Origin of the sequence: Kribbella antiqua, from assembly GCF_004345665.1 — a bacterium.
GTDB lineage: Bacteria > Actinomycetota > Actinomycetes > Propionibacteriales > Kribbellaceae > Kribbella > Kribbella antiqua.
This window is the reverse complement of sequence record NZ_SLWR01000007.1, coordinates 121,612-135,084: the sequence shown is the minus strand read 5'-3', so window position 1 is coordinate 135,084 and position 13,473 is coordinate 121,612. Positions and strand designations below refer to the sequence as shown.

At 68.3% G+C, this 13,473-nt stretch carries 12 protein-coding genes; 8 read left to right on the top strand and 4 right to left on the bottom strand.

All coding sequences use genetic code 11. From position 1 onward, the window contains the following. Nucleotides 1–16: 16 nt before the first annotated feature. Nucleotides 17–685, top strand: a complete 669-nt coding sequence (locus EV646_RS20680; protein ID WP_132150985.1) for a class I SAM-dependent methyltransferase — start codon at nt 17–19, stop codon at nt 683–685. Here EV646_RS20680 and EV646_RS20675 read toward each other — a convergent pair. Continuing rightward, on the bottom strand, nt 660–1,385 hold the full coding sequence (locus EV646_RS20675) for a hypothetical protein (RefSeq protein WP_132150983.1): 726 nt from the start codon (nt 1,383–1,385) through the stop codon (nt 660–662). The two genes, EV646_RS20680 and EV646_RS20675, sit on opposite strands and share 26 nt — an antisense overlap. Nucleotides 1,386–1,402: 17 nt before the next feature. On the opposite strand from EV646_RS20675, the gene EV646_RS20670 reads away from it, so the two are divergent. From EV646_RS20670 to EV646_RS20650, 5 genes are all read left to right on the top strand, one after another. Further along, nucleotides 1,403–2,323 (top strand): aminoglycoside phosphotransferase family protein, encoded by a 921-nt coding sequence (locus tag EV646_RS20670; RefSeq protein WP_422386722.1) that lies wholly within the window; start codon nt 1,403–1,405, stop codon nt 2,321–2,323. A 12-nt stretch (nt 2,324–2,335) separates the two neighbouring features. Beyond that, complete coding sequence (locus EV646_RS20665) at nt 2,336–2,797, top strand: group II truncated hemoglobin (RefSeq protein WP_132150980.1); 462 nt, start codon at nt 2,336–2,338, stop codon at nt 2,795–2,797. A gap of 94 nt (nt 2,798–2,891) precedes the next feature. Further along, the gene (locus EV646_RS20660; protein ID WP_132150979.1) at nt 2,892–3,950 is read left to right on the top strand and encodes a quaternary amine ABC transporter ATP-binding protein; all 1,059 of its coding nucleotides are present in this window, start codon (nt 2,892–2,894) and stop codon (nt 3,948–3,950) included. After that, on the top strand, nt 3,950–5,902 hold the full coding sequence (locus tag EV646_RS20655; protein ID WP_132150978.1) for an ABC transporter permease subunit: 1,953 nt from the start codon (nt 3,950–3,952) through the stop codon (nt 5,900–5,902). The genes EV646_RS20660 and EV646_RS20655 overlap by 1 nt, the downstream gene beginning before the upstream one ends. Further along, nucleotides 5,899–6,855 (top strand): ABC transporter substrate-binding protein, encoded by a 957-nt coding sequence (locus EV646_RS20650; protein ID WP_132150977.1) that lies wholly within the window; start codon nt 5,899–5,901, stop codon nt 6,853–6,855. Before EV646_RS20655 ends, EV646_RS20650 begins: the two co-directional genes overlap by 4 nt. A 26-nt stretch (nt 6,856–6,881) precedes the next feature. Here the strand turns inward: EV646_RS20650 and EV646_RS20645 are convergent, their stop codons facing one another. After that, entirely contained in the window at nt 6,882–9,704 is a 2,823-nt protein-coding gene (locus EV646_RS20645; protein WP_132150976.1) for an ATP-binding protein, read from the bottom strand. Between the two features lie 41 nt (nt 9,705–9,745). On the opposite strand from EV646_RS20645, the gene EV646_RS20640 reads away from it, so the two are divergent. Next, entirely contained in the window at nt 9,746–10,624 is an 879-nt protein-coding gene (locus tag EV646_RS20640) for an NAD(P)-dependent oxidoreductase (protein WP_132150975.1), read from the top strand. 121 nt (nt 10,625–10,745) lie between these two features. Then, on the top strand, nt 10,746–11,342 hold the full coding sequence (locus EV646_RS20635; protein ID WP_132150973.1) for a ParA family protein: 597 nt from the start codon (nt 10,746–10,748) through the stop codon (nt 11,340–11,342). Nucleotides 11,343–11,368: 26 nt separating this feature from the next. On the opposite strand, the gene EV646_RS20630 is transcribed toward EV646_RS20635, so the two are convergent. Continuing rightward, nucleotides 11,369–12,559, bottom strand: a complete 1,191-nt coding sequence (locus EV646_RS20630; RefSeq protein WP_132150971.1) for an ROK family transcriptional regulator — start codon at nt 12,557–12,559, stop codon at nt 11,369–11,371. Between the two features lie 27 nt (nt 12,560–12,586). Further along, complete coding sequence (locus EV646_RS20625) at nt 12,587–13,471, bottom strand: oxygenase MpaB family protein (RefSeq protein WP_132150969.1); 885 nt, start codon at nt 13,469–13,471, stop codon at nt 12,587–12,589. Nucleotides 13,472–13,473 lie beyond the last annotated feature (2 nt).

The following is a 13,473-nucleotide window of genomic DNA, read 5'->3' as shown; positions in this document are numbered from 1 at the left end:
CGGCGTCGTACGCGACATGACCGACCCAGCATCGTTCGACCGCTTCGCCGAGGACTACGACCGCTTCGTCAGCCTGCAACCCGGGCAGCACACGTCATGGGTTGCCGGGCTGGGGCTGAGTGGTGAACGCGCGTTGGACGTGGGCTGTGGATCGGGGCACACGGCTGAGCGACTGGCCGACAGCTACGAGCACGTGCTCGGCGTCGACCTCAGCGAGCCGATGATCGCCATCGCCCAGCGGAAGCGTCCGCGGCCGAACCTCGACTACCGGGTGGCCGACGCATTCGCGGTGGACGACAACGGCTTCGACCTCGTCTACAGCCACACGATGATGCACCACTTGCCGGACTACCGGGCCGGTCTCGAGCACCTCAAGTCGCTGGTCCGGCCGGGTGGCACGGTCGCGGTGGTGGACAACGTCTGCGATCTCTACCCGACGCCGCCGCGGTCGATGTATCTGCTCGGTGCCTGGCTGGGATTGCCCCGCCAGATCAGGCGGCTGGGTTGGCGGGATGCGTGGTTCGAGTTCCGGTTCTGGCACAGCAAGCCGTGGCTCGACCATCTGGCGAGTGATCGGTATCTGTCCCGCGCACAGTTCCGTGAGTTGTACGGCGACGTTTTCCCCGGCGCGCAGTACGACGATCTCGGGTTCGCGCTGGCTATGCGGTGGACCGACGGCGATTGAGCAGCTCGATCAGGGTCGAGGCCTGGTTCGTCGGCAGGACCCAGTCGTCGCCGGAGGCCTGGACGATGACGGCCGGACCCGCGGTCACCACCGGCGGGTGCGGAATCGCGATCGGGAACTTCAGCCGCTCCACCCCACTGAGCGCGACCTCGAAAACCCCCGTGATCGCGCTGAGCGAGTAGGTCCGCGCGTCCGTGGACTGTGAGCGCAGTACCGGCCGGCTCTGGATCGTCACGCTGTCCGCGCCAAGCAGCACCGCCGTCAGCTGCAGCCCACCCAGCCGGAAGATCAGCTCGTACGGCGTATCCGCCAGCTCCGGCACGACCGGCACCAGCAACACCCGATCGGCGTACCGGGCCAGCGCCGAACCCGCGACGATCCCCACCAGCAGCGCCGGCAATGCCAGGAACGCAGGCCACCAAACGCCCACCGCCAGTGGATAAAGCGTCACGACCAGCCCGGTGACAGCGCCGAACAGCGCACCGATCCCAGCCCACCACCGCGGCTGGTACCGATGCCGCCGCCGCAGAATCCAGCCGATCACCAGCATCCCGACCGGCACGACACAGCCGAGCCACAGCAACGGCGACCCGGCCGTGCTGATCCACGCAACGACCACCAGCAGCACCACCGGGATCCCCAGATAGATGCCCGCGACAACACGCTGCACCCGCCGGTCCCGGCGCTCCATCTCGCTCACGAGGAAAACCCAAGCACATCGCCGCCGAACCACCTACTGTGCCGAGGGTGATCGAGATTCCGGCGAAGCTGATCAGGAACCACGGCGAGAAGTCGGCCGAGTGGCTCGCAGGGTTGCCGGGCGCAGTCGCGGAGTACGTCGATCGGTGGCAGCTGACGGTCGACGGTGAGCCGCTGAGCGGAGAAGCCTCGCTGATCCTTCCCGTCGTACGGCGGGACGGTCGCCAGGCGATGCTGAAGCTTCAGCCGTTCAACGACGAGAGCGAGGGCGAGGCTCTCGCGCTGCGGACCTGGAACCGGGACGACGTCGTGGAGGTGCTCGAAGACGACTATGCGACCTCGACGCTGCTGCTCGAACGGCTCGAGCCGCGGACGCTCGACGATCTGCCCGACCACGTCGACGCGACCCGGATCCTGGCCGAGTTCCTGGCCCGGCTGAGCGCCGTACCCGCGCCTCCTGGGATCCGTCGGCTCGAAGACGTTGCCGGCGCCATGGTCGACGACGCGCCAGGCCTGATCCCGTTGCTGAGTGATCCGGCCGAGCGGCGGTTGGTACGGCGTTTCGTCGCGCAGGTCGAGGAGTTGTTGCCGGACTCCGGCGACCGGCTGCTGCACTGGGATCTGCACTACTACAACGTGATGGCCGCACAGCGGCAGCCGTGGCTCGTGATTGACCCGAAGCCGCTGGCCGGGGATCCCGGGTTCGAGGTGTTCCCGGTGTTGTGGAACCGATGGGACGACCTGGTCGCGACGGGTGATCTGCGGCGCGCGATTCGGGACCGCTTCGACCTGATGCTCGAGGTGACCGGGATCGACCGCGACCGCGCGCTCGGGTGGACGGCGGGCCGCATCCTGCAGAACGTGCTCTGGTTCACCGCGGACGGAGCGACCCGGATCGAGCTGGAGCTGGCCGCCGTGGCCGATGCCCTGTTCTCGTGATTACATGATTACATGACGACTCCGACGCTGTACGAATGGGCCGGCGGGCACGAGGCGCTGCTGCGGCTGACCGAGGTCTTCTACGACAAGGTGCTGGCCGATCCGCTGCTCGCGCCGGTGTTCGCGCACATGAGCGACAAGCATCGCGAGCACGTGGCGATCTGGCTGGGCGAGGTCTTCCGCGGTCACAGCCGGTACACCGACGAGCTCGGCGGCTACCCGGCCATGCTGTCCCACCACCTCGGTCTCGCGCTGACCGAAGAGCAACGGTCCCGCTGGGCCGCGCTGATCGCCGCCAGCGCCGACCCGGCCGGCCTGCCCGACGATCCCGAGTTCCGCTCGGCCTTCGTCGCGTACGTCGAGTGGGGCACCCGGATCGCGCTCGCCAACTCGCAGCCCGGCGCGACCCCGCCCCCGAAGGCCCCGGTCCCACACTGGGGCTGGGGCGAGGCACCGCCGTACACCCCTAGTTGACCTTTCAGACACCCGGGACCGCGCCGGGGGACTGTGGGTTGGATACAGTCGCGGTTCACGACGAATCCGTGCGCGGGGATGCGAGGGTGATCCAGTGACCGCTCAGCTCGAGTATCCCGGGGTCCAGGACAGCGACGCGCTGTTGTCGATCGAGGGCCTGTGGAAAGTGTTCGGTCCGAAGGCTCAGCGCGTGCCGCGTCGCCCCGACCTGGCCGCTCTGGACCGCGCCGCGCTCTACCACCAGACCGGATGTACGGCGGCCGTCCGCGACCTCAGCTTCGACGTCGCTCCGGGTGAGGTCTTCGTCGTCATGGGCCTGTCCGGCTCCGGCAAGTCGACCTTGGTCCGCTGTCTGACCCGGCTGATCGAGCCGACCGCCGGCAGCCTGATCTTCGAGGGCGAGGACCTCCGGGCCGCCGACGAGAAGCGGCTGCGGACCCTGCGGCGGAGCAAGTTCTCGATGGTGTTCCAGCACTTCGGCTTGCTCCCGCACCGCAAGGTGATCGACAACGTCTCGTACGGCCTGGAGATCCGCGGCGAGAGCAAGCCCGACCGCCGCCGGCGCGCACAGGAGGTGATCGACCTGGTCGGCCTGGCCGGCAACGAGCACCTCTACCCCGAGCAGCTCTCCGGCGGCATGCAGCAACGCGTCGGCCTGGCCCGCGCGCTCGCGAACGACCCCGACGTACTGCTGTTCGACGAGCCGTTCTCGGCGCTCGACCCGCTGATCCGGCGCGAGATGCAGACCGAGGTCGTCCGCCTGCACCGCGAGGTCGGCAAGACGATGGTGTTCATCACCCACGACCTGTCCGAGGCGCTCAAGCTCGGCGACCGGATCCTGCTGATGCGCGACGGCGCCGCGGTCCAGCTCGGCACCGGCGACGAACTGGTCGGCGCCCCGGCCGACGACTACGTCCGCGAGTTCGTCCGCGACGTGCAGCGGGCCGACGTACTCACCCTGCGCTGGATCTGCCGCGAACCGCGACCCGACGAACCCCTGGACGGGCCCGAGCTCGGCCCGGACGTCCTGGTCCGGGAGGCGACGCGGCTGGTTCTCGAGGCGGATCGCCCGGTGAAGGTGGTGGCCGGCGGCCAATTGCTCGGCGTGATCGGTGACGAGGAGATCCTCGCCGTCGTCGCGGACACGAACTGATGGCTGCCATCACGAGCGACATGGAGATCGAGGTACGACGACCTCGCCGGAGCGTGGTCGTCGGCGTACTGCTGCTCGTCTGGGTCGCGGCGTACTTCGTCCTCCGTGGCGTCAACACGCTCGTCCTGGGCGGCCAGGAGACGACGGGCTTCCACGACTGGTTGACCGAGCACCGTGACGACGTCGGTCAGGGCAACGCCTTCTTCGACGCGATCCGGATCGCGGTCGACCACTTCGTCGTACTGCTTCAGGACGTGATCTCGCAGCCGTCGTTCGACCGGCCGGTGCCGGTGATCGGATGGCTCGGTGTGGTCGCGGTGTCGGCGTACTTGGCCTGGGCCTTCGGCAACTGGAAGGTCGCGGTGCTGACGGCGGCCGGGCTCGGGTTCGTCGGGTTGCAGGGGTTGTGGCAGGAGAGCATGGACACGCTCGCACTGACCATCGCCGCCGTCCTGCTGTCATTGCTGGTTGCGATCCCGCTCGGCATCTGGGCCGGGTTGTCGGATCGGGCCTATAAGGTCGCGACGCTCGTACTGGACCTGATGCAGACGCTGCCGACGTTCGTGTACCTGGCGCCGCTGACGTTGTTCTTCGCGATCGGGCCGGCCGCGGCGACGATCGCGACGCTGATCTACGCGGCGCCGCCGGCCGTCCGGCTGACCGCGCACGCGATCCGTTCGGTCCCGCCGGAGAGCGTCGAAGCGGCGCGTTCGCTCGGGTCGACGCGCGGGCAGACGCTGACCAAGGTGCTGCTGCCGATGTCGCGATCGACCGTTGTCGTCGGCATCAACCAGACGATCATGGCCGCGCTGTCGATGGTGACCGTCGCCGCACTGATCGACGCACCTGGTCTTGGGCAGACCGTGCTCAAGGCCCTGCAGACGCTGGATGTCGGCGTTGCCTTCAATGCCGGCCTGGCGATCGTCGTACTCGCGATCGTGCTCGACCGCGTCACCACCGCGGCCGGCGACCGGCCCTGGCGTACGGCGAGCATCCGCCGCAAGGTCCTCCTCGGCGCGGGCGCGGTCGGTGTGCTGGTGGCGATCTGGTTCTCTCGCACCTACGTGTGGGCGGCCGAGTTCCCATCCTCGCCGAATGTCGGCTCGCGGATCGCGGTCGTGACCTCGGACGTGACCACCTGGGTGCAGGACGTCTTCGGCGGTTTCACGTACGGCGTCCGCGACGCCGTCACCAACGGGCTTTTGAACCCGCTGGAGGCGTTGCTCACCGGGTCGCCATGGTGGCTCGTCACCGCGGTGGTCGTCGCGCTGGCCGCCGTACTCGGGGGCTGGCGTGGAGCGCTGCCGGCCGCGGTGTGCTTGCTGTTGCTGGTGGCAACCGGAGTCTGGCACGACAGCATGATCACGCTGGCTTCGACAGTGCTCGCGACGGTTGTGGTGGTCGCGGTCGGTCTCGTGCTCGGTGTGTGGGCCGGACGCAACCACCGCGTGGACACCTGGATTCGGCCGGTGCTCGACGCCGGGCAGACGATGCCGCCGTTCGTGTATCTCGTGCCGTTCCTCGCGCTCTTCGGCACCAGCCGGTTCACCGCGATCGCGGCTGCTGTCGTTTTCGCCGTACCGGTGACGACCAAGATCGTTGCTGACGGCATCAAGGCGGTGCCGGTCGCGACGGTCGAGGCGGCGAACTCGGTCGGCTCGAGCACCTGGCAGGTGATCAGCAAGGTGCAGCTGCCGGTGGCTCGCCGGGCCATCACGCTGGCGGTGAACCAGGGTCTGATCTACGTCCTGTCGATGGTCGTCGTCGGCGGCCTGGTCGGGGCGGGTGCCCTCGGGTACGGCGTGGCCGCCGGCTTCGCGCAGAGCGAGTTGTACGGCAAGGGGTTGGCCGCCGGACTGGCTATCGTCCTACTCGGCGTTCTGCTTGACCGGGTCACGCAGGCCGCGGCTCGTCGTACGGGGCAATTCAAAGGTAGAGGAGAAAAGCGGTGAAGAAACTCCGGTACGCCGGTGTCCTGACGGCCGTCGCGCTCGCGCTGGCCGGGTGCGGTGGCGAGAAGGTCGGTGCGGAGACGCCGGCCACCACCGGCGGCAAGGAGTGCGGCACGTTCAACCTGACCGTCAGCCCGTGGGTCGGGTACGAGGCGAACGCGGCCGTGGTCGCGTACGTGGCGACCAAGGACCTCGGCTGCAAGGTGGTCAAGAAGAACCTGAAGGAAGAGATCGCCTGGCAGGGCTTCGGCACCGGTGAGGTCGACGTGAACCTGGAGAACTGGGGTCACGAGGACCTGAAGAAGAAGTACATCGAGCAGGAACAGGTCGCGGTCGAGGCCGGCTCCACCGGAGTCAAGGGCGTGATCGGCTGGTATGTGCCGCCGTGGATGGCGCAGACCTACCCGGACATCACGGACTGGAAGAACCTGAACAAGTACGCCGCTCTGTTCAAGACCTCGGAGTCTTCCGGCAAGGGACAGTTGCTGGACGGCGATCCGTCGTACGTGACGAACGACGAGGCGCTGGTGAAGAACCTGTCGCTCAACTACAAGGTGGTGCAGAGCGGGAGCGAGACCGCGCTGATCCAGGCGTTCCGGGATGCGGAGAAGAACAAGAAGCCGCTGCTGGCGTACTTCTACCAGCCGCAGTGGTTCTTCAACGAGATGAACCTGGTGAAGATCAACCTGCCACCGTACAAAGCCGGCTGCGACGCCGTCCCGGCCAAGATCGCCTGCGACTACCCGCCGTACGACCTGGACAAGATCGTCTCGAAGAAGTTCGCCGACTCCGGCAGCCCGGCGTACACCCTGGTCAAGAACTTCCAGTGGACCAACGAAGACCAGAACGATGTCGCCCGCATGATCGCCGTCGACAAGCTCACGCCGGACCAGGCCGCGGAAAAATGGGTCAAGGACAACGAGTCCAAGGTGAATGCCTGGCTCGGGAAGTAACTACAAACTCCAACAGTTTGCAGTACTCATCTGTCGTCGTGGCGGGATCGAATGCGGTTGATGTCGAAGTGTTCGGCGGGTGGGAGGGGTGCGCCTACCTTTGCGCGGAGGGCTTCGGCTTTGGTGAGGAAGGCTTGGGCCTGGTCGGGGTTTTCCGTGGCGCCGGCCAGGCCTTCCAGTGCGAGAGCGATGGCTCGTTCGTCGCCGACGGTTCGGGCTGCATCGAGGGCGCGTTGGTGGAGGGCTTGGGCTCTGGTGAAGTTGCCGCGTTGTTCGGCGATGTAGCCGAGTTGGGTGAGGATGAAGGCGATGCCGGGGGTGCCGCCGATCTGGGTGAGCCAGTCGAGCCACTTGGTGAAGTGGGCCTCGGCGTCGTCCAGGCGACCCTGGCGGCGGGCGGTCAGGCCTAGGCCGACCTCGGCGTACTCCTCGGCCGACTTGTTGGACTGCTCGATCGCCAGTCGCCGCGCACGTTCATGCAGTTCATCGGCCCGCGCGTAGTTGCCGGTGAGGTACGCGATGCGGCCAAGGCCGGCGGTCCGGAAGGAGACCTCGGTCCAGAGTCCGAGGTCCTCCGCACGGCGTACGGCGTCCTCGAGATAGCGGACTGCCGTCGGGTAGTCGCCGCTGATCTCGGCCGCCACGATCAGCGAGTACGTCGCCTGCAGCCGGCCCCAGTCGTCGCCGAGCTCGTCGAACAGCTCCAGGCTCCGGTGACCGTCCCGCAGCATTGCATGCAGGTCGGCGTGGACGATGTTGAGCTGTGCGCGCGTACTCAGCGCAGCCGCGAGGCCCCAGCGGTCACCCTGTGAGGTGAACAGCTCGATCGCCCGCTCGGTCCGCTGCATCAGTACGACGGGGTCGCCGTACGCCCACTGCGTCATGGTCAGGAACCACAGCGCCCGCGGGTCGTCGCCGGCGAGCGTCAGCGCCTCCTCAGCCGCTGCGGTGAGGTTGCTGCCCTTGGCATCGGTCGCAGTCATTCCGACCTGCCAGACAGTCGCAGTCGCGCGGTCTGCGGCGTCCTGGCCCGGTACGGCGAGTGCCGCGGCGATGGAGCGGCGTGCTTCGCCCAAGCGCCCGCGGAGGTACCAGTACCAGGCCAGCGCATTGACCAGCTTGAGTGAGGGAGCCGCGTCCAGGGCGGCACGGAAGTTGGCTGCCTCCTGGTCGAGCCGGTGCAACCAACTGCGCTGGTCCGGTCCGCGCAACTCTGCTTGCGCAGCCAGCCTGAGGTAGAAGGCCGCATGCCGCTGCCGGGTCTCCACCTCTTCACCAGCCTCCACCAACCGCTCGAGGCAGTACGCCGCCACAGACTCCAGCAGCCGGTATCGTCCATCCACCGCGACGACCAGCGACTTGTCGACGAGAGCCAGCAGTGCGTCGTTCTGCCCGACCTCGGTGGCTGCCTCCAGCGAGAAGGTACCGGCGTGCACAGCCAACCGCCGAAGCATCGCCCGCTCCTCGTCGTCCAGCAGGTCCCAGCTCCAGTCGATGGTGGCCCGCAGCGTCCGCTGCCGCTCCGGTACGCCGCGACCACCGGACAGCAACCGGAACCGGTCATCCAGCCGATCCGCTAGCCCTTGCACTCCAAGCGCCCGTACGCGCGTAGCCGCGAGCTCTAGCGCCAGCGGGATACCGTCCAGCCGCCGGCAGATTGCTTTGACCTGCTCTGAAGCATCTACCCCGGCCCGCGCAGCGAACAGCTCGGCTGCCGCCGGCAGCTCCAGGGGTGGTACGCCGAGCAGCCGCTCACCAGGCAGTCCCAACGGCTCCCGGCTGGTCACAAGCACCCGCAACCCGGGTGCCGAGCTCAGCAAGCGCCGTACGACGTCTGCCACGTCCAGGTGCTCGCAGTTGTCCAGGATGAGCAGGAGCTGCCGAGAGCTCAGCGACTCGGCCAGACGCGGCAGCAGGTCGCCCGACTCGTCACGGAGGTCCAGTGCGGCCGCCAGTGCTTCCAGTACGTCGCCCTGCCGCAGCGGGGCGAGTTCGACCAGCCGCACATCGCCGGTCTGGTGACGACCGAGCTCTAGAGCCAGTCGGGTCTTGCCTACGCCTCCTGGTCCCACGAAGGTGAGCAGGCGGTTCCGCTCTAGCAGCGTGGACGCTTCCTCAAGCAGCTCACCGCGGCCGATCAGGTCGTTGAGTGGAGCGGGCAGTCGTATGGGCTGCAGGGATCCGTCATGACGCAGGATCGCCGCGTGCAGCTCGACGAGCTCCGGTCCGGGATCAGCGCCGAGCTCGTCTGCCAGAGCCATGCGGAGTTCGTCGTACGAGCGCAAAGCCTCGTCCTGACGGCCGGCCCGGTACAGAGCGCGCATGTGGAGAGCGCGAAGTCGTTCCCGCAACGGGTGAAGACGTACCAGCTCGGTCAGACCGGGGAGGTCGGCGATCTGTTCCAGCAGGACTAGGCGGAGCTCCTCCAGACGGTCACGAGCAGCGCGGGCGAACTCGTGGTCGGCGACGTCGGCGTACGCCGGTCCGCGCCAGAGGTCGAGCGCCTCGCGGAGCCGGCCGCTCGCCATTAGCTGTTCGAAGATGTTGCTGTCGACAACTTCAGCGGTCAGGGTGTAGCCGGCCGGTCCGTGGGTGACGAGTGCGCGACTGCCTGGCTCGGCCCGGTCGAGCGCCGTACGCAACTGGGAGATGCGGGCCTGGAGGGTGCCAGTCGCGTTGCGCGGCGGCCGCAAGCCCCAGAGGTCGTCGATCAAGCGATCCGCGGAGACCGGCGTACCGCGGTGAACCAGCAAGTCGAGCAACAGCGTCCGGACCTTGGTGTCGGGGATGGCGACCGGTTCGCCGCCGTCGGTCCGCACCAGCAGCGGACCGAGCACCCCGAAGTACATACCCGTAGTAAACCCGTAGCGGGCTCTCGCACGATCGGCGCATGAGTTCTCGAGAAGCAGTGACAGTGATCGGCCTCGGCGCGATGGGATCCACCATGGCCAAGGTCTTCCTTGCTGCCGGCCACCAGACCACCGTCTGGAACCGGACTCCGGGCAGGGCGGCGAGCCTGAGTGGCGCAGTGGTGGCGCCGGCCGCGGCCGAAGCGGTGGCCGCCAGCAACCTCGTGGTGATCAGCCAGGTCGACTACGCGGCAATGAACGAGTCGCTGGCCGAGGCGGACCTCACCGGCCGGGTGCTGGTCAACCTCAGCTCCGACAGCCCGGATCGGCTGCGTACGGCGAGCGAGTGGGCGGCCGAGCGCGGTGCGACCCTCGTGACCGGCGGCATCATGGTCCCGCCACCAGGGATCGGCCAGCCGGGTGCCTATGCCTTCTACAGCGGTCCCGAAGGCGTTGTGGACCAGCACCGCGAGACCCTGTCGGTGCTGGGCCGGGTCGACTACATGGGCGCGGATCCAGGCCTGGCGATGCTCTACTACCAAGCCATGCTGAACATGTTCTGGACGACGCTGGTCAGCTACTTCTACTCGACCGCTCTGGTCGGTACGGCCGGTGTCAGCCCCGAGCAGCTCAGGCCGTACGCCGCCGGTCTGCTCGCGGACCTCACCGACGACGGGCCGATGGGGTTCCTCAAGATCCTCACTGCCGAGCTGGAGAAGGGTGAATACCCGGGCGCTGAGAACAATCTGCACATGCAGGCCGTCGGCAGCGAACACGCCGCCGCTGCCTTCGAGCAAGTCGGCCTGGACACCGGCATGCCACGTGCCCTGGCCACCCTCTTCGCCCGCGCCGACGCCGCCGGCCACGGCCCCGAAGGCCTCAGCGCCCTCATCGAGGTGATCCGCAAACAGGCTGACTGAGGCTGCTAGGCGTTCTCAAGCGTGGTTGAGCTTGTTCGGCGCCGGGGGCAACTATCACGAAGTGGGCAGGCAACGCCGATGACACGCCGGAAATCGGACAAAACCGGGTAAGTTCGGTCCCATGATCATCGTGACAGCTGCACTGAAGGGCGGGGTCGGTAAGACAACCACGTCGGTGTACTTGGCCGCGCTGGCATCTTCCAACCGTCGCACAGCCACTCTGGTCGACGCCGATCCACAAGGCAGCGCTGCCGACTGGGTCGCCGACTCCGAGGACGACCACCTGGCCAGGATCGAGATCGAGGAGGCGCCGACCGAGCGCCTGCTGAACAAGGCGCTGGACAAGGTGCCGCCGGAGGGCATCGGCATCGTCGACATGCCGCCGTCGCACGAGCGGTTGCTGAACAAGGCGCTCGAGCGGGCCCGGATCGTGGTCCTGCCGACCCGCATCGGCGGCGTGGAGACACCCCGGGTCAAAGCGGTGCTCGACCTGGTGCCCGACCACATCCCGGTCGGCCTGGTGATCTGCTCGGCGCGGACCTACACCCGCAGCTACCAGGAAGCGATGCAGCAGTACGCCGAGGAGAACATCCCGGTCTGGGGCACCATCCCCGAGCGCGTCTCCATCACCGCCGGCCCGTCCGGTCCCCTGGCCGCCGACGGACTGGAGTCCTACAAGAAGGTCTGGCGCAAGATCCTCGCCGCCGCCCGGACCTGACACAGCGCCGGTACAGGACCCCCGCTTCAGCGTTGGAGCGGGGGTTCGCCGCGGACGTACGAGCGGATGACGGTAGCCGCGGCACCGCGGGCCCAGTTGTCGAACGTGTGTGAGCGCAGCATCAGGCGACAGGCTCCAGCGGCGCCAAAAGCGTGGTCCGCAAAGGCCTGCCGCATCCGCTCCTCGTAGAGGTCGTACTCCGCCACGCCCTCGCCTGCGATCACGACCAGCTCGGGCCCGACCAAGTTCACCATGGCGGCCAGCGCCGACCCGATCACCTCGCCGGCCCGGTTGAACGCCTCCCGCGCGTGCTTGTCCCCCGCGTGCGCCAACTCGATCGCCCCAGCCAGGTCCAGATCGGCACGCCCGGTCGTCTCGCGGGTCCGGGCCAGGATCGCGTCCGACGAAGCCACAGTCTCGACGCAGCCCCGCCGTCCACAGGTGCAAACCAGCTTCCCGGGCGCCAGCGGCAGATGCCCCAGCTCGCCGGAGACGCCGTACGCCCCGGACACCACCTCGCCGTTGATGTAGAGGCCGCACCCGATCCCTGAGCCGATCGTCACCACCGCGAACGAGTCCGCGTCCACCCCGACGCCGAACCAGTGCTCGGCCACCGTCAGCGCGCGTACGTCGTTCGTCACCACGACCGGGACCTTGAGCCGCTTGCCCAGCAACTCGGCGACCGGCACGTCGCGCCAGCCCATGAACGGCGAGTCGCGCACCACACCGTGTCGGCCGTCGACGTCACCCGAGACCGCGACGCCGACTCCGATCAGCGGACCGGCGGTCTTGAGCGAGCTGATCAGTTCTTTCGCCAGGTCCGACAGCCGCTCGATCACGCTGTCCGGCGAGGTGTCGTCCAGCCGCTGGTGCCGGACGGTCTGGATCCCGGCGGTGAAGTCCGTGGTCACGCCGATCAGGGCCGTCGGCGTCACCTTGAGCCCGATCACCGACACGCTGTTCGCGACCACCGTCAGCGGGCTCACCGGCCGGCCGATGCCGAGCTGGTTCTCCGCCTCGATCGGAGTGGACGGCTGGTCGGTGACGAATCCGGCCTCGATCAGCGGTGCGACCGCCTTCGTGACGGCCGCCTGCGACAGCCCGGTCCGGCGCGCGATCTCGACCCGCGGGATCGGCCCCTGGGTCAGGATCCTGGTCAGCACCTCGACCCCGGCCGGCGTGGCCAGTGGGAGTGGTCGATGCGGACGCTGCGGCACGAGAACAACCTACCGGCGCGTCGGTCGCTAATCCTCGATATCGCCCAGGATCGGCGAGGTCAGTGCCCACCGGATCGTCCAGGTCAGCCCTTCACCGGCCGCCCGTACGACGGTTGCCTCGGCCAGCGGCAGGTACGGCAGCCGCAGCGGCCACCGGGTCCACCACGGCAACAGCCCGACCGCCGCGGCCGTCAGCACCCCGTACGCCGGGCGTGCGGCCCACGGGACCGGCGGGTGCACGAGCATGAACCGCGCGGCCTGCCGAGCCTCCGTCGTCCCACGCAGCTCCGGGCGGTACTCGTCCAGTGCCTGCCGCAGTTCAGCGACTGTGGTCGGCGGGTCGACCACTCCGAGCTTGCGGGCGACGAGTGCGGCGTCCTCGACATACAGGTCCTGCTCCTCGGCGTTGAGTGGCTTCACGCCGTACCGCTGGTGTGCGGCGAGGAAGCTGTCCACCTCGGCGATGTGCACCCACTTGAGCAGGTGCGGGTCCGACGCCCGGTACTTCACACCGTCCGGACTGGTCCCGCGCACCCGCTCATGCACCGCCTTGACCCGTGCGATCCCTTCCTCCGCGTCGGAGATCGCGCCGTACGTCGTGATGGCCAGGAAGTAGCTGGTACGTCGCAGTCGGCCCCACGGGTCGCCGCGGTAGCCGGAGTGTGCGGACACGGCTGCCATCGCGAGCGGATGCAGCGACTGCAACAGCAGCGCCCGCAGTCCGCCGGCGAACATCGAGGCGTCGCCGTGCACCCGGCGGATCGGGCGATCCGGAGCGAACCACCGGGGTCCGGGGGTGTTGTGGACTCGGCTGCGTTCAGCGGACGGGTCCGGGCCCGCCACCTTGGTCATGATCATCCGCGCCAGCCCGTCCCTCAACGGGTCCAGCGGTCCTGCGATGGTGGCGGCCATAC